The following is a 21,297-nucleotide window of genomic DNA, read 5'->3' on the forward strand; positions in this document are numbered from 1 at the left end:
CAATGGTTACTCCGCTCAATCGGCCTTGATGCCCGCGCTCTTGATGACACTTGCCCATCGCGCGGTGTCCTTCTCGACCAGCTTGGTCATCTCCCGCGGCGTGCTCGGCCGCGCATCGATGCCTTGCTCGGCGAGCTTTTCCTTCACCGCAGGCTCCACCAGGACCTTGGTGACATCTTCGTTGATCCGCTTGATCACCGCCGCAGGCGTCCCTGCGGGAGCCGCCAAGCCGAGCCAGATCTCGCTGTCGTACTGGGGCAGGCCCGCCTCGGCCATCGTCGGGACATCGGCCAGCAGGGAGGCGCGCCGGGTGCCGCCCACGGCGAGCGCGCGCAGCTTCCCGGTGCGGATGTGTGGCAGCAGCGAGTTGATGGCGCCGAACTGCAGGTCGACCTGGCCGGCCAGCATGTCCGTGATGGCAGGCGCAGCGCCCTTGTAGGGGATGTGGGTGATGTCGGTGCCCGTCATTGCCTTGAAGAGCTCTGCGGACAGATGCTGCGGGCTGCCGGAGCCCGACGAGGCATAGGTCAGCTTGCCCGGAGCGGCCTTCGCGAGATCCACCAGTTCCTTCACGGTCGTCGCCTTCACGTTCGAGTTCACGACCAGCACGACAGGCACCGCGCCGAGCTGCGTGACCTGGGCGAAGTCGCGCGCGACGACGTACGGCGTGTTGGGCAACAGCACCGGATTGATGGACATGGTGTTGTTGTTGGTGATCAGCAGCTTGTAGCCATCCGCAGGGGCCTTGGCCACGTGGTCGGTCCCGATGCTTCCGGCGGCGCCTGCCTTGTTGTCCACGATGACCGGCTGGTTCCAGATCTGGCTGAGCCGCTGGCCAATCACGCGGGCGATGACGTCGTTGCTACCGCCGGGAGTGAAGGGCACGATGAGGGTGACCGGCTTGGTGGGGTAGTTCTCTTGCGCGATCGCCATGTGGCCGAAGCCTGCGGCGAGCATGGTGGCGGCCGCGAGCAGCGAGCGCCGCGTGGGGCTGGATGGATTCTTCATGGTGTCTCCGGTTGCAGGCAACTACACGTGCCCTAAGAAGAACCGAATGCTAGGAACAAGGTTGATGTGCATCAAGCTTGAATGCGCGGTCAACCTATGACGGAAGCAATCTGGCACGGCAGCCGGCATGGCGAGCTAGGGTCCATCCCGATGTTGATCGATGGTTCAACCGGCGCCGCCCGCTGCCCATGCTGTTCGCGTCAATGGGTTCGCTGTCGGCCCGCGTGGCCAATGGGCCCGGCTTCCATCGCACGTCGCGCGCATTGGCGAAGACGCCGTGCTGCCCTGACCACTGGGCCGCGTGTCCGTGCGGCGCTGAGCAGTGCCCACGGTCTCGCGCATCGGCACGGGGCCGGCGATGGCCCGACTAGCGGCGCGTGGAAATTGGAAGCGCACCGCCGGCGGACGCGCCTGCGTGCCCGTGAATGGCGGGCAGAGGTGGGAGCGCGACCGGATCGCTGACCGGGTCGTTCCATCGGCCGGACATGGGCCATGTCCCGTGTCCGATCGTGCATCGCTCCTTGCCGCGGCAATGGGATCTGTACCCGATGGGATGCTGCGCGCTTCGCCGCGAGGCATTGATCAGCCAATCAATCCGGGTTGGTTCCGATGCCATCCTGGATGGTCTCTGTCAGCGTTCCGCGGCCGCTGGCAAGTCGGCTGAAAAAGCGTCGCACGCCTGCCACAAGCGTTCGATTTTTACCTGAGATATTTACTTAGGTGACTATCTAAAAAGTTAGTCGACTATCTATACTTCCCCGAGCCGGAGGAGCCACGATGAATCCGCGAGTCATCGAGCGATGTGGTCTTTGGTGGGCTGCGCGTGGAACTTTCCCATGAGACGCCAGGCGCAATGTGAAGAAGAGGAAGTGGGGCAAAGCCCCAAGTTCAACGAAGGAGACAACTATGAACGGAATGGCCAAGCATGCGGTCGCATGCGCCGTGCTGCTGTCCGTCTGCGGCGCAGCCAACGCGCAGAGCAGCGTGACCATCTATGGGCGAGCGGATGCAGGCGTGGACTCGCCGCGTTCGGGAGGCGGTAGCGTCAATCGGGTGATCTCGGGGGGAAGCGCCGGGAGCAACCTGGGCTTTCGCGGTGTGGAGGACCTTGGGGGAGGGCTTGCTGCTGTCTTCCGCCTCGAGATGGGCATCAACCTCGACGACGGCACGCTCGGCCAAGGCGGTCGCGCGTTCGGACGCGAGGCGTCGGTCGGGCTGAGCGACGCGCGGTTCGGCACGTTGCAGATGGGCCGCATTCCCACTCCCTACTACATGGTCCAGAGCAGTGTGGATGCCTTCGTCTGGGAAGGCGCGGGCGGGCTGCTCGCGCTCACCCGGAACATCAGCCCGACCACGCAGCGCCAGGTGCTGCCGATGGGCGTGTCGGCGCGGCAGGACAACGCGGTCAACTACGTGTCGCCGCGCTGGGGCGGCATCGAGTTCCGTGGCCAGTACTCGTTCGGTGAGAATTCGGCGACGATCGGACGCGGGTACGGCGCATCCGCGCGATACCAAGCCGGCGGCTTCGACCTCAACGCTGGCTTCCAGCGGCAGGAGGGACCGGACGACGCCGCGGGCAAGGTCTCGGCGATGGTGCTCGGTGGCTCGTACGACGCCCGCTTCGCCAAGTTTTTCATGGGCATGACGGTGGAGAAGAATTCCTGCGTGACCTGCACCGGAGCCATCGCGCGGCTCCCGGGTGCCTCGACGAGCGAGTTCAGGCTGACCAACGTCGGCGTGCGCGTGCCTTTCGGGCAATTCACGGCCATTGCCCAGTTCACCCGCGTCAACGACAGGTCGGACTACACGGCGTTGACGGGCAACCGGGACGCGAACTGGATTGCACTCGGCGGCGACTACGACCTGTCGAAGAGGACGCGCCTGTACTTCGGCGTGGGACAGATCAGCAACAAGAACGGCTCGCAGTACGTGCTGGGCACCGGCACTGCGCAGGCGCCGGCCACGCTGGTCGGCTCGGCCAGCGGCAGTTCCCGGAACATCTACATGGGGGTCCGGCACAACTTCTGATGATGGCGACCGGCGCCGCGTCGCCGCAGCTCCGCGACGGGCTGCGGTGGCAGGACGCCGGGACCCTTTTGCATTGTTATCTCCAAGGTTTGGTGCCGGGGCAACCCGGCGCCTTTTTTTGCGCACGGGTACCTGCCCGCGGAACGCTCCGAGAAGGTGGGCAAGGGCATTGCCCACTGCGCAAGTCCGGGCCCACCGCCCGGCGCGGGCGGCAGAAGGCACTTCGCTCAGCGTGGTGCGCCGAGCGGCCCGAAGGCCGCTTGAAGCTGCGCCTCGGAGCGGCCGCGCCGCTCTGATCGGCTCGCGCGTTGGCGTGCTGCGCCCGCGCCGCGGCTGAGGGCCCGTCGCTTCGCCGGTGCAGTCAGCGAACATGGGCTCTCCCGGAACGCTGGTCCCCGGCACCGTCGCATGCGCAGGCGCGCACCGCACCGCCCGCGCCACCCAGGCTTTGAGCGACGCCGGCGCCTTCTCGAGTTGGACCTCTCATTGCGCGTCGGCCAGGTGCTCAGCGATGCGGATGCGCTCGCCAGCTGCCAGGCAAGCGCGGCGGACAAGGGCAGGACCAGGAACTCCGGCGGATTAAGCCGGCCTGCTGTGATGTGGAGCGCGAACTGCGCTTCGTGCGGCCGCGCCTGTACCCAATGGTGACCACGCTGCCTGCCGTCGGCCGCGCGGCGCGTGGCGTAACCCATGGGCCATGCCCCTGGAGGGCGCCGCGCCTCTTCGGAGTTGGCCACCACTGGCGACGGTTCAGATCTATGAAGGGCGTGGATCCTGGTGAATTCATTTCTTCGATACAGCGAATAGGCCAGCCTGCGTTGCCGGGGACGCACGGGCCCACCAGAATTGACGGCGGTCAACAAGCGTCCGCGACAACGAATCGCGGATATCGACAACCGCCCAGGAGACACCCCATGAAGACCTTCCAGGTCGCCGCGGCCCTCGCCGTGTCGCTCATTTGCGCCGCCCTTCCGGTGCACGCACAAGCACCAGCTTCCCGTGACTATCCCAGCCGGCCGATCCGGATGGTCGTGCCGTTCCCGGCCGGCGGTCCCACCGACCTGCTGGCCCGCGTCGTCGGGCAGCGCATGGGCGAGCTGATGCGCCAGCCGATCGTGGTGGACAACAAGCCTGGGGCCAACACCATCATCGGCGCCGATGCGGTGGCGAAGGCGGCGCCGGACGGCTACACGCTGCTGATGGCCATCGACAACACGCTGGTGATGAACCAGTACCTCTACGCCAAGCTGCCCTACGATCCCGTCAAGGACTTCGAGCCGATCGGCAAGGTGGCCACCACGCCCCTGGTGGTTATGACGCACCAGGCCGGTCCGCAGTCCATGCAGGCGCTGGTCGCGCAGGCCAAGGCCGGCCCTGCCGCGCTGAGCTATGGCTTCGGCACCTTCACGTCCCAGCTCTCCGGCGAACTGCTCAAGCGCACGCTGGGCAAGGAGGTGGTCTCGGTTCCCTACAAGGGCAGCGCGGGCACGACCCAGAGCCTACTGACCAAGGACGTCACGTTCACCATCGACGGCATCACGACCGCCATGCCCCATTTCGAGAAGGGCACGCTGCGGCCGCTCGCGCGCCTGAGCGCCAAGCCCATCCCTACGCTGCCCAACGTGCCGTCGATGGCCGATGTGGGGATCAAACTGCCCGACATCGACGTGTGGATGGCGCTGCTGGCGCCCAAGGGAACGCCCGCGGCGGTGGTGGACGAGCTCAACCGCGCGCTGACGCAGGCCCTCGCATCCAAGGACGTGCAGGAGAAGCTCCTGGGCGCCGGGCTGCTGGCCGACGCCAGCTCGCCGCAGGCGCTGCGCGGCTTCATCACCTCGGAGGCCGCCAGGTGGCGTCCCGTCATCGCGGAAGCCGGCATCAGGATCGATTGACATTCACGAAGGAGATCACCATGACCACGAACAGACTTACCAACAGCTTCGCGCCGATCGTCAACAGCGCCGCGGAGTGGCGCGCCGAGATGGCGCGCCTGGAAAAGCCGGGCCAGCCCAGCTTCTTCCACATCCGGGCCCAGTTGCCGAAGCAGGGCCGCACCAACCAGGTCCTTGGCGCGTCGCGCTACATGAACGTGGTGCTCAAGACCTACGCGAGCGGCGGCGAGAACGAGATCCACGCGCATTCCAACGAGGACCACGTGTTCGTCATCCTGCAGGGCGGCGCGGTGTTCCACGGACCGAATGGCGAGACGCGCGAGGTCGGCAGGAACGACTGCGTGCTGCTGCCGGCCGGCACCTTCTACTGGTTCCATGCGAAGGAGGACGGGGAGGAACTCGTCATGCTGCGCATCGGCGCGCACATCGACCCCGACAGCGACGTGCTCGCGCGCATCGACCTGGAGGGCAAGCCCTTCGATGGCTATTCCGAGAAGAACAAGGAAGTGCCGGTGGTGCTGTACGAGGATCGGATCTACGAATGAGCAGCCCGTCGCCTGCAATGAGCATCCGGGCCGGCGCGGAGATTCCGCTGTGCCAGCCTCCCGATCCAGCTCCCCGCAAGCCCCGGCTGGTCTGCCCGCCGGGGACCGCGGATTGCCATGTGCATGTCTACGGCCCCGCTGACCGCTATCCGGTGGCCGCGACGCGCGCCTTCGATGTGCCCGATGCCTTGCCGGCGCAGCTGCGCGCGTTGCACGACACCCTGGGCGTTGAGCGCCTAGTGCTCGTGCAGCCCAGCGGCTACGGCACCGACAACCGCCGGCACCTAGCGGCGGTGGCCGAGCTGGGCCGGCCGGCGCGCGTCGTCGTCGCGCTGCGGGCCGACGTGCAGGAGGCCGAACTGGACCGCCTGCACGAAGTCGGCGTGCGGGGAGTGCGCTACAACATCGGCCATGCCGGCGCCGTCCCGCTGGCCGAGATGCCGACGCTCGCGGCGCGCATCGCCCGCCTGGGCTGGCATGTGCAGCTCCACGTCATGGATGACCAGGGCCGGGCTCCGCTGGCCGAGATGGAGCCCACCCTGCGCGAACTGCCCACCGATGTCGTGATTGACCACATGGGCTCTCTCAGGCCCGGTGACGGCTTGGGGCAGCCTGGCTTCCAGGCGCTGCTGAGGCTGGTAAACAAGGGGCGATGCTGGGTCAAGCTGTCCTGCGGCTACCGGATGTCGGCACTCCCTCCGCCGTACGAGGACATGGTGCCCTACATCCAGGCGCTGCTGGCCGCCCGGCCGGACCGCCTGGTATGGGCCAGCGACTGGCCGCACGTCTCGTTCAAGGGCGAGATGCCCAACACCACGGACCTGCTGGACCAGATGCTGACTTGGGTGCCCGACGAAGCGCTGCGCCACCGGATCCTGGTGCGCAACCCCGAGCAGTTGTACGGGTTCTGAGCGGCCCGCTCCGGCGCCGCCGACCCCCCCGCGATCACGAGAAATAGGAGACCCCCATGCCCATGTTCCATCTGCTGCGCCGCGTGGCGCCGCGCGCCGCGCTGTTCGTCCCGATGCTTATGCTGCCGGTCCTGCCCGCCGCGGCGCAGGCGCAGGCGCAGGCCGCGACCAGCTTCCCCGCCAGGCCGGTGCGCCTGATCGTGCCCTTCCCGGCCGGCGGTCCCGCCGACGTGCTGGGCCGCGCGATCGCGCAACGCCTGTCCGAGAAGTGGCGCCAGCCCGTCGTCGTGGACAACAAGGGCGGGGCCAACACGCTGATCGCGGCGCAGGAGGCCGCCCGCGCCGCACCTGACGGCTACACCTTGTTCATGCCCTTGGATTCGACGTACACGCTGAACCCGGCGCTGTATTCGCGGCTGCCCTACGATCCGATCAAGGATTTCGCGTCCATCTCGATCGTCGCCCGCCAGTCCCTGGTGCTCACCGCAACCGACCGGACGCCCTTCAGGACGGTGGCCGACCTAGTGGCCGCCGCCCGGGCCCAGCCCGGCAGCATCAACTACGGCTCCAGCACCACGTCCACGCAGCTCGCGGGCGAGATGTTCACGCGGCAGAGCGGCATCAAGCTGGTCCAGGTGCCATACCGCGGCGCCTCGGAGGTGGTGAAGGGAATGCTCTCGGGGGACGTCGAGGTCGCCTTCGACGGCATCGCGGCCAATGTCCCGCACATCCAGTCCGGGAAGATCCGCGCCCTGGCCACGACGGGCCCGGTCCGTTCCGCGGCCTTGCCCGACGTGCCGACGCTGGCGGAGGCCGGACTCAAGGGCTACGAGCTGTTGATGTGGAATGCACTGTCCGCGCCCGCCGGCACGCCGCGGGCGATCATCGACAAGATCCACAAGGACGTCATGGAGGTCGTGCAGCGCAAGGAAGTGAGGGACCAGCTCATGGTGTTCGGCCTGGAGACGGCGGGCACCACGCCCGAGGAGATGGACGAGACCATCCGGCGGGAGACCGCCAAGTACGCGCCCCTGATCAAGGAGCTCGGACTCAAGCTGAACTGAGGTGCGTACCGGCATGACCGCCCCAGCACTCGACTACGGATCGGGCGGGCGCATCGGCGTGCTGCTGCCCTCCGTGAACCAGGCTGCCGAGCCGCAACTGCGCGCGATGCTTCCTGCCGACATCGCCATCGCGGTCACGCGGCTGAAGCTCGTGGACAGTTCGGAGGCGAGCCTGCTGGGCATGGCCCGGGACGTCGAGCGTGCCGCCGAGCTGCTCGCGGACGCGGGCGTCGGCATCGTGGTGTTCCATTGCACCGCCGTGTCGACCTACAGCGCCGAGCTCGAGGCGTCGATTCTCGCGCGCATCCGGTCCGCGACCGGACTGCCCTGCGTGGCCACGTCGCAGGCCCTGGTGGCGGCGCTGCAGGCCCTGCCGGCGCGGCGGGTGGTGCTGCTCTCCCCGTACACGGCGGCCGTCAACGAACGGGAGGCTGCTTACTTTGCCCAGCATGGATTCGAGATCCTCGGCAACGTCGGCATGGATTGCAGCACCGGTCGCGAGATGATGGCGATCGCGCCGCAGGCGTGGCACGCGTTCGCCACGGGCCATGCCCATGCGCTGGCGGACGCATACGTCCTCAGCTGCACCACCGTGCGGACGGCCGAAACCATCGAGACCCTGGAGCGCTCCCTGGGACGGCCCGTCGTCACGAGCAACACGGCCGTGGCCTGGTACTGCATGCGCAAGCTTGGCGTAGCGGCAGGGGTTCCAGGCTACGGGCGCCTGCTAGCCCGCGCCGGCGCTGCCTGAGGGGGGACGAGGCGCGGCCTGACCGCTGGAAGAGGGCGGGGCGGAGCCCCCGCCTGGGCCTTCCTGCCCTCGCGCCGTACTAAGCCCTGGCTGCAGGGCGCTCGCGGCACCGCAAAGGCGGGCTGGCGGGTTCCACGCGCCCCCGCGGGCTTAGAAGGCTTCGGTGTCGACCTCGTTCGCGCTCTGCGCGCTGTAGCGCTGACCGACCACGGTGAGTTCGTTGATCAGAACGTTCAGCCGCGCGATCATCGCGGCGGGCAGCCGCACGTTGGCGGCGCCCAGGTCGTCCCGCAGGTGTTCCACGCTCGTAGTGCCGGGGATGGGGACGATGTGGCCGCCCTGGTGCAGCAGCCAGGCCAGGGCCAACTGCGCTGGGGTGCAGCCGGCGTCCCGGGCGATCCTGCGGTAGCCGTCCAGCAGCTTCAGGTTGGCCGCGTAGGCCTCGGGCGCGAAGCGCGGCATGGCGCGGCGGATGTCCTTTTCATGGAGTGTGCCCACGTCCGTGAGGTCGCCGCAGAGGAAGCCGCGCGCCAGGGGACTGAAGGCCACGAAGCCCGCGCCCAGCTCGCGGCATGCGTCGAGGACCGCGATCTCCGGGTTGCGCGTCCATAGGGAGTACTCGGTCTGCACTGCGGTGACGGGGTGCACGGCGTGCGCGCGGCGCAACGTGGCGGCGGAGACCTCCGACAGGCCGATCGCCCGCACCTTGCCTGCCGCAACCAGCCGCGACAGCTCGCCGACCGAGTCCTCGATGGGAACCCGCTTGTCCCAGCGGTGCAGGTAGTACAGGTCGATCACGTCGGTGCCCAGGCGGCGCAGGCTGTCCTCGCAATTGGTGCGCAGCGTGGCGGGGCGGCCGTCGATTACGCGGCGCGTCACGCCGTCCTCGCCCTTCACGCCGGCCATGCCGCCCTTGCTGCACAGCGTGATGCGCTGGCGATGGGGCCGGAGGACGCGGCCTACCAGCTCCTCGTTGGCACCGAAGCCGTACAGCGCTGCCGTGTCGAACAGCGTCACGCCGGCATCCAGAGCCGCCAGCAGCACGCGCTCGCCGGTGTCGGCGGAGACGGGTGCGCCGTAGGCGTGCGAGAGGTTCATGCAGCCCAGACCGATGGCGCTGACTTCGAATGGGCCGAGGGTGCGTGTCTGCATTGCGCTTCTCCCAGGAAGAACGCCCGCGGCGCCTGCCGCGTATGCGTTGGAAACGATACGGTGCCGACCGGCGCGGACTCAGCTCAACTGCCGTTCCAGACCGTGCAGCACCTGGTAGCACGGCAGCACCTGCGCCACGCTGGCGTTGGGCTCGCGGCCTTCGCGGATGGCGGCGAAGAACTCGCGGTCCTGCAGCTCGATGCCGTTCATGCTCACATCCACCTTGCTCACATCGATCTTCTCTTCCTTGCCGTTCACCAGGTCGTCGTAGCGCGCGATGTAGGTGGCCGTGTCGCCGATGTAGCGGAAGAAGGTGCCCAGCGGGCCATCGCTGTTGAAGCTCAAGGAGAGCGTGCAGATGGCGCCGTTGGCGGCCTTGAGCTGGATGCTCATGTCCATGGCGATGCCCAAATCCTTGTGGATGGGGCCCTGGATGGCGTTGGCTTTGACGATGGGGCTGCCGGCCTGGTAGGCGAACAGGTCCACGGTGTGGGCGGCGTGGTGCCACAGCAGGTGGTCCGTCCAACTGCGCGGCTGGCCCAGCGCGTTCATGTTGGTGCGGCGGAAGAAGTAGGTCTGCACGTCCATCTGCTGGATGTGGAATTCGCCGGCCTCGATTTTTTGGTGCACGTACTGGTGGCTGGGGTTGAAGCGGCGGGTGTGGCCGCACATGGCCACCAGGCCGGTCTGCTTCTGCAGGGCGACGACCTTCTCGCCATCGGCCAGCACGTCGCACAGCGGGATCTCGACCTGCACGTGCTTGCCGGCTTCGAGGCAGGCGATGGACTGGCTGGCGTGCATCTGCGTGGGCGTGCACAGGATGACGGCGTCCACTTCCTTGATCGCCAGGCTGTCCTTCAGGTCGGTGGTGACGTGCTGGATGCCGTACTTGTCGGCCACTTCGCGGGTCTTGGTCAAGTCGCGGCTGATGAGGGAGACGACTTTGACGTCCGGGATGTTCTTGATGCCGTCCAGGTGCTTGATGCCGAAGGCGCCGGCACCGGCCAGGGCTACTTTGATGGTCATGGTGGGGGTCCTTTATGCGGGTCGAATCGGGATCAGCCAGCCTCAGGCCGGCTGATTCTCCAGGATCAGGTGGCCCACCGCGGTGTTGCTGGCAGGCACGTGGAAGAAGCGGTGCACCACCTTGGGCGCGGGGCCGCCAGCGACGTCGGCCATGGCGCCGCGCGCGATGAGCCACATCACCAGCTCGATGCCTTCGCTGCCGGCCTCGCGCACGTATTCGATGTGCGGCACCTTGGCCAGCTCGGCCGGCTTGGCGATGAGGCGGTCCAGGAACCGGCTGTCCCAGTCCTTGTTGATGAGGCCGGCGCGCGGGCCCTGCAGCTGGTGGCTCATGCCGCCCGTGCCCCAGATCTGCACGTTGAGGTCTTCGTCGAACGACTCGATGGCCTTGCGGATCGCCTTGCCCAGCTGGAAGCAGCGGTTGCCCGAGGGCACGGGGTACTGCACCACGTTGACGGCGAACGGAATGACCTTGCAGGGCCAGGCCTCGGGCTGGCCGAACATCAGCGACAGCGGCACGGTGAGGCCGTGGTCCACGTCCATCCTGTTGACGATGGTGAGGTCGAAGTCGTCCTGGATGACGGACTGCGCGATGTGCGCCGCCAGCTCCGGGTGGCCGTGGACGGTGGGCACGGGGCGCGGGCCCCAGCCTTCGTCGGCGGGCTGGTACTGGGCCGCGGTGCCGATGGCGAAGGTGGGGATCATGTCCAGGCTGAACGCGGTGGCGTGGTCGTTGAAGACCAGGAACACCACGTCGGGCTTCTGGGCCTTCTCCCATTCCTTGGAGAAGTCGTAGCCCGCGAACAGCGGCTGCCAGTAGGGCTCCCGGGTCTTGCCCAGGTCGAGCGCCGCGCCGATGGCGGGCACGTGGGAGGTGTAGACGGATGCGGTGATCTTGGCCATGTCAGCCCTTCTTTCCAGCGGCACCTTGGGGTTGGCGGTGCGCCTGGGCGTCGCCGTCCTCGCCGATGTAGCGGTTGCCTTCGGCGGAGCGGCCGCCGCCGATCATCATGTTGCGGTATTCCTCTTCGGTCATGCCGGTCATGGAGCCCGCCATCTGCTGGAAGCTCTTGCCGTCGGTCGCGCCGATCTTGGCCAGGAAGTAGATGTTGCCGCCCAGCGCGATGCAGCGGTTGAGGTCGCGCGCGAGCACGGCCTGCTTCTGGTCCTCGGTCATCGCCCACTCGTCGAGGTAGGCGCGCTCGTCGGCCAGGAAGCGCCGGCGGTTGTCGGCCTTCATGAGCGACATGCAGAACTGGTTGAGGTGGTAGCCCAGCCGCGACTGCTCCGCGTCGAAGATGGTCGTGCCGGGCACGTCCTTGTAGGGTTTGTCCAGGGCCATGTCAGTTTTCCTCGGGCCAGTAGAGGCGCATGGGGTTATCGACCAACAGCTTCTTCTGCAGCTCCGCCGTGGGCGCGATGTGGGGGATGAAGTCCACCAGCAGGCCGTCGTCGGGCATGTGGTCCTTGAGGTTGGGGTGCGGCCAGTCAGTGCCCCAGAGCACGCGGTCGGGGAACGCCTCGACCACCTTGCGGGCGAAGGGCACCACGTCGGCATAGGCGTTCTGTTCGCCGTTCAGCGCCTTGGGGCCGGTAACGGACAGGCGCTCGGGGCAGCTCACCTTGCTCCACACGTTGGGGTGCTCGCGCATGAATTTGAGGAACAGCGCGAACTCGGGGCCGGCCACCGGCTTGCTCACGTCGGGGCGGCCCATGTGGTCCACCACCACGGTGGTGGGCAGGCTGGTGAAGAAGTCCCACAGCTCGGGCAAATCCACGGCCTCGAAGTAGATGACCACGTGCCAGCCGAGCTGGGCGATGCGCCCCGCGATCTCCATCAGCTCGTCCTTGGGCGTGAAGTCCACCAGCCGCTTCACGAAATTGAAGCGCACGCCGCGCACACCAGCGTCGTGCAGTTGCTGCAGTTCATCGTCGGTGATGGAGCGGCGGACGGTGGCGACGCCGCGTGCCTTGCCGCCCGAATGCACTAGCGCATCGACCATGGCCCGGTTGTCCGCGCCGTGGCAGGTGGCCTGCACGACCACGTTGCGGGCAAAGCCCAGGTGGTCGCGCAGGGCATAGAGCTGCTGCTTGCTCGCGTCGCAGGGCGTGTACTTGCGCTCGGGCGCGTAGGGGAATTCGGCGCCGGGGCCGAAGACGTGGCAGTGCGCGTCCACGCTGCCAGGCGGCACCTGGAAGCGCGGCTTGCTCGGGCCTGCGTACCAGTCCAGCCAGCCGGGGGTCTTGGTGAATTCAGTGGTCATTTGCTTTTAATTTGATAGCTGCTTGCGCTTGCTACATAAGCGCTATATGCCAAAAACACTTGAAATCAATCGATGTAACGCAGGCCCGCCTTCTCCAGTGCGGGGCGCATGTTGTACATATCGAGGCCCAGCACGCCGCTGGCCAGCTTGGCGCGCTTTTCACCCTCGAAGCTCTCGCGCTTTTGCGCAGCGGCCAAGGTCTCTGCCGCGCGGGCGGCGGGCACACACACCACGCCGTCGTCATCGGCCACGATCACGTCGCCGGGCGTGACCAGCGCACCGGCGCACACCACGGGAATGTTCACCGAGCCCAGCGTGGCCTTGATGGTGCCCTTGCTGCTGATGGCGCGGCTCCACACGGGGAAGCCCATTTCCTGCAGCGTCTTCACGTCGCGCACGCCCGCGTCGATGACCAACGCGCGTGCGCCACGCGCCTGGAACGAGGTGGCCAGCAGGTCGCCAAAGTAGCCATCGGTGCACTCGGAGGTGACGGCCGCCACCACGATGTCGCCGGGCTGGATCTGCTCGGCCGCCACATGCATCATCCAGTTGTCTCCCGGCTGCAGCAGCACGGTGACCGCCGTGCCGCTGACCTGCTGGCCGCTGTAGATGGGCCGCATATAGGGCTTGAGCAAACCCACGCGGCCCATGGCCTCGTGCACGGTGGCCGAGCCCAGGGCCGCCAAGCCGTCGGCGGCTGCGCGGCCGGCGCGGGTGATGTTGCGGTAGACAACGCCGAGTTCGTACATGTCAGAGCCCCTTTGCTTTCAGGCGCGCATCAAGGCGCGGGAACACGCGGCGCACGTTGCCTTCGTAGACCTGGTGCTTGTCTTCGGCGCTCAGAATCTTCGACGCTTCGATGTAGCGCTTGGTGTCGTCGTAGTAGTTGCCGGTGGTGGGGTCGATGCCCCGCACGGCGCCAATCATTTCGCTGGCAAACAGCACGTTCTTCACCGGGATCACGGTGTTCAGCAGGTCGATGCCGGGCTGGTGGTACACGCAGGTGTCAAAGAACACGTTGTTCATCAGGTGGTCATCCAGCAGCGGCTTCTTCATCTCCTGCGCCAGGCCGCGAAAGCGCCCCCAGTGGTAGGGCACGGCACCGCCGCCATGCGGGATGAGGAATTTGAGCGTGGGGAAGTCCTTGAACAGGTCGCCCTGGATCAGCTGCATGAAGGCCGTCGTGTCGGCGTTGAGATAGTGCGCGCCCGTGGTGTGGAAGCACGCATTGCAGCTCGTGCTCACGTGGACCATGGCGGGCAGGTCGTACTCCACCATCTTTTCGTAGATGGGGTACCAGTGTTTGTCGGTCAGCGGCGGGCTGGTCCAGTGGCCGCCGGAAGGGTCGGGGTTCAGGTTGATGCCCACGGCGCCGTAGTCCTTGACGCACTTCTCCAGCTCGGGGATGCAGGTCGCGGGGTCCACGCCCGGGCTTTGCGGCAGCATCGCCACGGGCACGAAGTGGTCGGGGAACAGCTCGCTCACGCGGAAGCACAGTTCGTTGCAGATGGCGGCCCAGGTGCTCGACACGTTGAAGTCGCCGATGTGGTGCGCCATGAAGCTCGCGCGCGGGCTGAACAGGGTGATGTCGCTGCCGCGCTCCTTCATCAGGCGCAGCTGGTTGGTCTCGATGGACTCGCGCAGCTCGTCGTCGCTGATCTTCAGGTCGGCCACTTGGGGCATGGCCGCCGGGTCCTTGATACCGGCGATCTGCGCGTTGCGCCAGTTCTCCAGCGCCTTGGGGGCCGTGGTGTAGTGGCCGTGGCAGTCGATGATGAGGCTCATTGCGTGGTGCTCCGTGGGTGTCTGCAGGTGGTGGTCGGGGTCATGCCGGCTCCATGCCCTGCCGCCGCTTGGCGTCCGAGGCGGCGGGCGAGGCGAGGAAGTCGAGCAGCGCCTGGGCCGCCGCCGGCTGTGCGCTGGTGGTCGCCACGCCCGACGAGAACGTGGTCGTGATCTGGATCGCGGGCGGCAGCGGGCCGACGACGGTGATGCCTTGCACGTGCAGCAGTTCGCTCAGTTGCTGGAAGCCGAGCTCCACCTCGCCTCGCGCCACCAGCGATCCCACGGGCACGCCGGGCGGGGCCTGTACCGTGCGGCCGGCCACTTGGTCGGCAATGCCCCAGCGCTCGAACAGTTTGGTCAGCGCCACGCCGCTCGGACCGGTGGAGACGCTGATGCTACGCGCGACCAGCACGGCGCTGCGCACCGCGTCTTCCGAGCCCAGGTCGGGCAGCGGCGCACCGGTGCGCACGGCCACGGCAACGCCGGAGCACACCCAGTCGGTCTTGCTGCCTGCGACGATGGCACCGGAGGCGATGAGTTTGTCGATGGCGTCGGAGGCGAGCACCACCACGTCGAAGAGCTCGCCGGCCTGCACGCGCTTGGCGGCGTCCACTCCGCCCACGGCCTCGATGACGGCGCGCTGGCCGCTGCGCTGCTCGTAGGTGGGCAGCAGCTCGGCCAGTACCTGGCGGGTGGCCATGGAGGAGATTCCACGAAGCGGAGCAGTCATAGGATTGTTTGTCGACTAAGAATTTTGGAGTATTCTGCGGCAATTGCAGCTATACAAGAAGTGGCCGATTGGTCTACCAGATATCTCATTTGCCGATGGATCTGAAGCAGCTCGAGTACTTTGTGCGGGTCGCCGAAATGGGCAGCTTCACCCATGCCGCGGCGGCCCTCGGCATGGCCCAGTCGGCCCTGAGCCGGCAGGTCCGGCTGCTGGAGGTGGAACTGCGCCAGAGCCTGCTGGTGCGCAACGGACGCGGCGTCACGCCCACGGAGGCGGGCAGGGTGCTGATCGACCATGGTCGGGGCATCCTGCACCAGATGGCGCGGGCGCGGGAGGACATGGAGCGCCTGCGCGGCGGCGTCTCGGGCGCCGTCGCCATCGGGCTGCCCAGCAGCGTGGCGCGCGTGATGGCGGTGCCACTCATGCGCGCGTTCCGCAAGGAAATGCCGGAGGCGCGGCTCTCGATCAGCGAAGGGCTTTCGAGCGAACTCCTGCGAGGGCTGGTCAGCGGCCGCCTGGACATCGTCGTGCTCTACAACGGCCAGCCGGTGCGCGATGTTGATGTGTCGCACCTCATGGACGAGGATCTGCTGCTCGTGCGCGCCCGCCCGCGCGGTCTGGCCGAGGATCCGCCACCCGGCCCGATCGCGCTCACCGAGGTCGCGCGGCTGCCGCTGGTCATTCCCTCGCGCCCCAACGCGGTACGCATGCACGTGGAAGCCGAGATGGCGCTCATCGGCTGCCGGCCCGACATCGCGCTGGAGATCGACGGGGTCGCCGCCATCCTGGACATGGTGGCCGACGGGGCTGGGTACGCGGTGCTGCCGCGCAACGCGCTGCGCAATTCGCCAATTCCTTCTGCCTACAGCGCCCAGGTCATCGGGACGCCGCCGCTGCGCATAGCGCTGTCCCTGGCGACCAGCCTGCAACGCCCCGCCACGCAGGTCCAGAAGGCCACGCTGGACCTGGTGCGGCTTACGGTCACCAAGGTCCTCCGACCGGAATGAAGGCCGGTCGGCCCGGCTCGGTGTGCCCGATGGCCGGGCCGTCCATGGGCGACAGTCCCGCAGGCTCCCGGCCTTTCGGCGCATGTGGCCCGGTGGGGTGGAGTCGCCTTCGGCGAGGAACGGGACACATCCGGGGCGTGGCTCCGCCCGGCCACGCAGCACCTTGTCCGTGCGAACGATGCACCCGCGCGCCGGACTCACATTGACTGAGACTCAATCTATCAAGCGCGCGGCAAAGTGTTTAGAGTCGCCTCGTAAAAAGCCAGCGCGACTGGCCGGCGTGGGCCTGCGGCACCGATCGCGCGCACCAATGATGGAGAGAGGCAGACAATGAACACTGAACCTACCGGCACCGACCGAGCGCGGCTCCGCACCCTTTCGTGCATCGGAGGGGCGCTTGCAGCGGCGACCGTCGGATTGCCGTTCCGAGCGCGGGCAGCGGCGCGCGAGATCCACGTCGCGATGATGCTCCCCTTGCAGGGAGGCCAGGCCCGCCAGGCCGAAATGATCAGGCAGGGTGTGGACGGAGCGCTTGAACAGGCGAACCGCGCAGGGGGTATCCGGGGCCAGCACGTCAAGCTCCTGGCCATCGACAACGGGTACCAGGCCGAGAAGACTGTCGAGGCCATCGGGTCGCTAGCGGCAAGGGAATCCGTCGTCGCGGTGACCTCGCTGTTCGGCGGCCCGATCATCGGCGCCGCCATTCCGGCGGCGACCCGCGCAGGCGTGCCGATCGTCGGCGTGCTGCACGGAAACGATGCATTCCGCCGCCCGGGTACCGAGATCGTCACCCATGTGCGGGCGACGTTCGACGCGGAGATCCGCGCGATCGCCGCGTTGTTTCCCACCATTGGCAGAAGCCGCTTCGCCGTGCTGCACGCGACCGACAACTCGGGAACGGCGTTCCGCGCGCAGTTCGAGTCGGTGCTGAAGGCGCAGGGATTGCCGCTCGTCGCAGCCGTGCCCTATGAGCGGGACGTCACCGACTACACCGAGCAGGCGCGGAGCATTGAGCGCAGCGGCGCCGACGTAGTGGTGGTCGGTGGCGTGACCGCGCCCGGGATCGCCGCCATCCGCGCCAAGGTGGCGACGAAGCTGTGGGCGCAGATGGTCTGCCTGTCCACGGTCGATGAGCGCTCGGTGTGGGAGCAACTGGGCGCCGACGCGGTCGGCACGGCCTTCTCCAGCGTCGTGCCGAACCCCTATGCGACGCTGCTTCCCCTTGCGCGCGAATACCAGGCGGCGATGAAGGCCCGGAGCTACGACCGGCTGTCCCTCAGCTCGTTCGAAGGCTACATCAACGCGCAGGTGCTGCTGGAAGGCCTGCGGCGCGCACCCGCGCTGACGCGCCCCGCGCTCCAGGGCACCCTGCGCGCGATGCAGGGGGTGTCCCTCGGCGGCGTCTCCTTCTCCGCGCCGGCCGAGGGAAAGATCGCCAGCGGCATCGACGTGGCGGACATCCTGGTGATGACGCACAACGGACGCATGCTGCGCTGAGTACGCGGCCGGGACTGTCGGCTCCCAGAGCCGCTGCGGACCGGTGGCCGCGCTGCGGCGCGCGGAGCGACCGGCCATGTTGCCCGGTCGTACCTGCACGTGCTTCGGGGCGCGGACGGGTCCGCGTCGCACGGCATCCGTCGGTGGGAGAGGCGGGCCGCAGCGAAGGATTGCTTCCGGCCGTACCGACGGATCCCCTACATCGGAGGGCGGCGCGGGTCCACCTGGGTTTGCGCGAGATCAACATTCGTCCAGGACTCCGCTTGCAGCGGTTGACGCCCGCACGCTGGAGCTCTAGATTAATAGTTAGGTGACTAACAAAATAATCACCTGCGCCTGCGGGGACGGCAGAACCTGCAGGGCCGGCCAGCCTGCACCCGCCGACGACGGCAGAAAGGAACGATCATGGACACGCTTCTGGGGATTCTCGTGATTTCGACGCTGCTTGGCGGTGCGGCGACGCTGCTGTGGCTGAACCTGCAGCCCGAGTGGTGGAGGCTTCGGCATCCAGGCGCGCTGGAACTCCGGAAGTTCACCGCCCGGCGTCAGGCGCAGGCGGCAAGGCCCCAGGATGATCTGCCGGCGGACCGGGCGGCGGAGGTCCGGTGCACGTTCTGCGACCACGCACCAGCATGTGCGAAGCGCTTGGCGGCTGGGCACACGACGCCACTCAGCGAGTGCCCCAATCTGCTCCACCGCTGAACCGCGGGGCCTGCCCGAGCGCCAGCGCGGCAGTCAAAGGTAGCGGGCTGCAAGGCTAGGGCGCGCGCGTTGGCGCGTGGAGGGCGCCGGCGCATTCGCCGAAGCCGATGTGTCGCGCTCCGTTGCGCTCGCACTGGGCGCGCAGGATGACGGTGTCGCCGTCCTCCAGGAAGGTTCTGTGCTCGCCCGAGGGTAGCTCGATAGCCCGCCGTCCGCCGACAGTACGTTCGAAGAGCCGAGCCGGCCTGTTCTGGATGCGGCCCGGGCAGCGTACCCGATCCGAGCAGGTCGCTGGGCGCGAGGTTGCAGCAGCTGACCGTGTGGTCGGGTCACGAGCTGGGCCTGGGTCCACGAAGATCGAGTGCGACAGGCGCTCCGGCAACGGGCCCGACCGGGCCATCGCCTCGGTCTGGAGCCGCACCTCGAGCTGGAGGACGACCGAGCCACTGGTTCGGTTCCGTTCAGAATTCAGATAGGGCAATGGCTCGGGGGCGCCGGGCGGTCTCGTACGCGCGCTGTCGGAAGTTGGCCAGTTCCATCTCGCGATGGCACCCTTCATGCCCAGCAACAAGCGGTCGTTGGCCTGCGCCGGATCGTAGATACCGTCGGCGCCGATGAGCAGGGCGTAGACGACGCAGCAGAACTCCAGTAGCGGATGCCGTCGCGCCCGTTGCGCGCCAGGCGCGAGGCCTCGATGCTCAGCACTGCGCCCGAGCCCCCAGGTCGTCGTCGATGACCTCAACGTGCTGTCATCCGAACTGGCGCGCGCGCTCGACAAGACGCATTGGCGGCGCTGGCTCTCCAGGTTGTTGTGCACCTGCTCCAGCGTCGATTGGCGCACGTACACGCACACCTGGCGCGCCAGGTGTTCAGCGCTGATCTTGCTCATGCGCCTTCTCCTTGTCCTGCCTGCCGAGTTGCAGCGCGACGCTGCGCATCCACTGCTCCATCTGCTCGTGCAGCTGCTGCACGACGTCCTGCGGCAGCCGTGCAAGAGGTGGCAGATCGGTCTTCCTCGAACAAGGTGACCCGTCTCATCGGGCGCGGCGCCATCGCATCCTCATATGGCTTCCAGGGGGGTGACGGCTTAAGTTCGGTGGATGGGGGCGGTAGCCCGGGCATTTCATCAGCAAAGGGGCGGCTGCCTCGTGCCGACGCCAGTTACAACCGAATGCTCTGCGCCGCGTGGACGAGCGCATCGATTGAGCTCCGCAGTTGTGGTCGCGGTTGCGCTAGACGACGCGCGCGACCCGCCGCGCATCACGCACAGCTTGCGTGAACTGCGCAAATCGCGAAGAAGAGCGCGCACATTTTTCAAGTTTTGAGAGCCATAGCCACAGGGAAAACCCGCGATTTTGCGGTGATTGCTGCCTGCTGTGGCTTGGCATGGGCCTTGCAAAAAAGGGATCTCCCGCGAGGCACTACCTCGGCGCCTTCGCATACCGATTCAACGGCCGCTCCAGCCTTCGAACTGCAACCTCGGCGCTCCACGCGGGAGCATCCGATTCGAGGGATGGCTGAGGTTCATGACTATTCAGGAAACACCAAGAGGAGATTGACAATGAAACTGGAAAATCCGAACTCGCAACAAAACTACAGTGCCTTCATGGATCTCGAAGAAGGCTGGGTCTCACGACGCATCTTTCATGACCAAGAGATCTTTGACGCAGAAATGCGCCAAATCTTTGCTCGTGCCTGGTTGTTCGTTGCACATGAAAGCCAGCTTCCCAACGTCGGCGACTTCCTCACCACCCAGATGGGTAAGGATGCGGTGATAGTAAGTCGGCATCGGGATAACTCGATCAAGGTATTCCTCAATTCCTGCACGCATCGCGGCAATCGAGTGTCCTTCGTCGACGCCGGCAACGCCAAACGCTTTGTGTGCAATTACCATGGCTGGGCATTCGATACAGCCGGCAGCCTCATGGGCATGAACGAGGAAGTCTGCTACAGCCCGGGCGACATCGACAAGAGCCAAGCGGGGCTGAAACAAGCCACGGTGAGCAGCTACAAGGGCCTGGTCTTTGCCACCTTCGATCCGAATGCACCGAGCCTCGAAGACTTCCTGGGAGACTATCGCTGGTATCTCGATATTATTCTCGACAACGATGAGGGTGGCACTGAGTTGATCGGCGGGTGCATCAAGTCCGTCATCCCCACCAACTGGAAATTCGGTGCTGAGAATTTCATTGGGGATGCTTATCACGCCACCTGGGCACATGATTCAGCTTGCAAGGCGATGAACAACGGCCAAGCCTTTCCGCCGATCGACTATGAGAATACGTTCCATGCTAGTGCGAACGGTTCTGGCCACGAGTTCGGGCTCGATGGCTTGGGCGACATTATGTTGCTCGGTCGCCCGAAAGTCACAGAGTACTACTTGTCCGTACTGAAGCCGCGTATCGAAAAGAGGCTTGGTGAACTGCGTAAAACCATCTTCGGTTCAGTGGCTTCTGCCACGGTCTTCCCGAACGTTTCCTACCTGCCCGGCATTTCCACCTTTCGTACTTGGATACCAAGAAGTCCGTTCGAAACCGAACTGCGCACATGGGTCATCGTCAACCGCAACATGCCCGATGAAATCAAGAGGGAGATTACTGTCGGCGTAATGCAGACATTCGGGCCGGGTGGCGTTTTCGAAATGGACGATGGCGAAAACTGGGAAGGCTGCACGGCGGCCAACCGCGGATACGTGACCCGCAATGAACCTTTGCATTACCGCTGCGGGATCGGTCGCCAAGTGACCCACCCGGAACTTCCGGGCATCGTATACCGAGGTCAGTTCAACGATGCCAACCAGCGTGGCTTCTATCGTCGTTGGGCAGATCTGATGAACGCCAGTAGCTGGGCAGACGTTCCGGACAGAGGGGGCAATCGGCTTCAAGGGCATGAAACTCGCGATCTGCACAACGGCCTGAAAAGTCTGTGACCCAAT

At 66.6% G+C, this 21,297-nt stretch carries 20 protein-coding genes; 10 read left to right on the forward strand and 10 right to left on the reverse strand.

What is annotated here, in order from left to right; translation table 11 throughout:
* Window positions 1–15 precede the first annotated feature (15 nt).
* Window positions 16–957, reverse strand: coding sequence for a Bug family tripartite tricarboxylate transporter substrate binding protein (locus Q392_RS04035; RefSeq protein WP_082753598.1), 942 nt, complete (start codon window positions 955–957; stop codon window positions 16–18).
* A 957-nt stretch (window positions 958–1,914) separates the two neighbouring features.
* Between Q392_RS04035 and Q392_RS04040 the strand changes: the two genes are divergently transcribed.
* From Q392_RS04040 to Q392_RS04065, 6 genes are all read left to right on the forward strand, one after another.
* The gene (locus tag Q392_RS04040; RefSeq protein ID WP_038201590.1) at window positions 1,915–3,036 is read left to right on the forward strand and encodes a porin; all 1,122 of its coding nucleotides are present in this window, start codon (window positions 1,915–1,917) and stop codon (window positions 3,034–3,036) included.
* A 914-nt stretch (window positions 3,037–3,950) separates the two neighbouring features.
* Window positions 3,951–4,928 carry a Bug family tripartite tricarboxylate transporter substrate binding protein gene (locus Q392_RS04045; protein WP_051952867.1) on the forward strand — a complete coding sequence of 326 codons (978 nt, stop codon included), beginning with the start codon at window positions 3,951–3,953 and terminating at the stop codon, window positions 4,926–4,928.
* 20 nt (window positions 4,929–4,948) lie between these two features.
* Window positions 4,949–5,473: a cupin domain-containing protein gene (locus Q392_RS04050; RefSeq protein WP_038201593.1), complete on the forward strand. Its 525-nt coding sequence runs from the start codon at window positions 4,949–4,951 to the stop codon at window positions 5,471–5,473.
* Between the two features lie 119 nt (window positions 5,474–5,592).
* Window positions 5,593–6,384: an amidohydrolase family protein gene (locus Q392_RS04055; RefSeq protein ID WP_051952869.1), complete on the forward strand. Its 792-nt coding sequence runs from the start codon at window positions 5,593–5,595 to the stop codon at window positions 6,382–6,384.
* Between the two features lie 56 nt (window positions 6,385–6,440).
* On the forward strand, window positions 6,441–7,448 hold the full coding sequence (locus Q392_RS04060; RefSeq protein ID WP_051952871.1) for a Bug family tripartite tricarboxylate transporter substrate binding protein: 1,008 nt from the start codon (window positions 6,441–6,443) through the stop codon (window positions 7,446–7,448).
* 13 nt (window positions 7,449–7,461) lie between these two features.
* Complete coding sequence (locus tag Q392_RS04065; protein ID WP_038201598.1) at window positions 7,462–8,199, forward strand: maleate cis-trans isomerase family protein; 738 nt, start codon at window positions 7,462–7,464, stop codon at window positions 8,197–8,199.
* 150 nt (window positions 8,200–8,349) lie between these two features.
* On the opposite strand, the gene Q392_RS04070 is transcribed toward Q392_RS04065, so the two are convergent.
* The 8 genes from Q392_RS04070 to Q392_RS04105 all read right to left on the reverse strand — a co-directional run bounded on the left by Q392_RS04070 (window position 8,350) and on the right by Q392_RS04105 (window position 15,156).
* Window positions 8,350–9,351: an aldo/keto reductase gene (locus tag Q392_RS04070; protein WP_038201601.1), complete on the reverse strand. Its 1,002-nt coding sequence runs from the start codon at window positions 9,349–9,351 to the stop codon at window positions 8,350–8,352.
* Between the two features lie 78 nt (window positions 9,352–9,429).
* The gene (locus Q392_RS04075) at window positions 9,430–10,377 is read right to left on the reverse strand and encodes a Gfo/Idh/MocA family oxidoreductase (RefSeq protein WP_038201604.1); all 948 of its coding nucleotides are present in this window, start codon (window positions 10,375–10,377) and stop codon (window positions 9,430–9,432) included.
* Window positions 10,378–10,419: 42 nt separating this feature from the next.
* Window positions 10,420–11,280: a class III extradiol dioxygenase subunit beta gene (locus tag Q392_RS04080; RefSeq protein WP_038201617.1), complete on the reverse strand. Its 861-nt coding sequence runs from the start codon at window positions 11,278–11,280 to the stop codon at window positions 10,420–10,422.
* Between the two features lies 1 nt (window position 11,281).
* Window positions 11,282–11,719 (reverse strand): protocatechuate 4,5-dioxygenase subunit alpha, encoded by a 438-nt coding sequence (gene ligA, locus Q392_RS04085; RefSeq protein ID WP_038201619.1) that lies wholly within the window; start codon window positions 11,717–11,719, stop codon window positions 11,282–11,284.
* Between the two features lies 1 nt (window position 11,720).
* Window positions 11,721–12,641: an amidohydrolase family protein gene (locus tag Q392_RS04090; protein WP_038201621.1), complete on the reverse strand. Its 921-nt coding sequence runs from the start codon at window positions 12,639–12,641 to the stop codon at window positions 11,721–11,723.
* 65 nt (window positions 12,642–12,706) lie between these two features.
* A complete protein-coding gene (gene ligK, locus Q392_RS04095) occupies window positions 12,707–13,390 on the reverse strand; it encodes a 4-carboxy-4-hydroxy-2-oxoadipate aldolase/oxaloacetate decarboxylase (RefSeq protein WP_038201624.1) in 684 nt (227 codons plus the stop codon).
* Between the two features lies 1 nt (window position 13,391).
* Window positions 13,392–14,426 (reverse strand): amidohydrolase family protein, encoded by a 1,035-nt coding sequence (locus tag Q392_RS04100; RefSeq protein WP_038201627.1) that lies wholly within the window; start codon window positions 14,424–14,426, stop codon window positions 13,392–13,394.
* A 40-nt stretch (window positions 14,427–14,466) separates the two neighbouring features.
* Complete coding sequence (locus tag Q392_RS04105) at window positions 14,467–15,156, reverse strand: substrate-binding domain-containing protein (protein ID WP_210436213.1); 690 nt, start codon at window positions 15,154–15,156, stop codon at window positions 14,467–14,469.
* 95 nt (window positions 15,157–15,251) lie between these two features.
* Between Q392_RS04105 and Q392_RS04110 the strand changes: the two genes are divergently transcribed.
* The 3 genes from Q392_RS04110 (at window position 15,252) to Q392_RS04120 (ending at window position 18,362) form a co-directional block, all read left to right on the forward strand.
* Window positions 15,252–16,163, forward strand: coding sequence for a LysR substrate-binding domain-containing protein (locus tag Q392_RS04110; protein WP_038201631.1), 912 nt, complete (start codon window positions 15,252–15,254; stop codon window positions 16,161–16,163).
* 330 nt (window positions 16,164–16,493) lie between these two features.
* Window positions 16,494–17,660, forward strand: a complete 1,167-nt coding sequence (locus tag Q392_RS04115; RefSeq protein WP_082753288.1) for an ABC transporter substrate-binding protein — start codon at window positions 16,494–16,496, stop codon at window positions 17,658–17,660.
* Between the two features lie 405 nt (window positions 17,661–18,065).
* Window positions 18,066–18,362 carry a hypothetical protein gene (locus Q392_RS04120; RefSeq protein WP_038201637.1) on the forward strand — a complete coding sequence of 99 codons (297 nt, stop codon included), beginning with the start codon at window positions 18,066–18,068 and terminating at the stop codon, window positions 18,360–18,362.
* A 55-nt stretch (window positions 18,363–18,417) separates the two neighbouring features.
* On the opposite strand, the gene Q392_RS04125 is transcribed toward Q392_RS04120, so the two are convergent.
* A complete protein-coding gene (locus tag Q392_RS04125) occupies window positions 18,418–19,251 on the reverse strand; it encodes a fumarylacetoacetase (RefSeq protein ID WP_038201640.1) in 834 nt (277 codons plus the stop codon).
* A gap of 672 nt (window positions 19,252–19,923) precedes the next feature.
* Between Q392_RS04125 and Q392_RS31715 the strand changes: the two genes are divergently transcribed.
* Complete coding sequence (locus tag Q392_RS31715) at window positions 19,924–21,291, forward strand: aromatic ring-hydroxylating dioxygenase subunit alpha (RefSeq protein WP_084216801.1); 1,368 nt, start codon at window positions 19,924–19,926, stop codon at window positions 21,289–21,291.
* Window positions 21,292–21,297 lie beyond the last annotated feature (6 nt).

This window comes from Xenophilus azovorans DSM 13620 (assembly GCF_000745855.1).
GTDB lineage: Bacteria > Pseudomonadota > Gammaproteobacteria > Burkholderiales > Burkholderiaceae_C > Xenophilus > Xenophilus azovorans.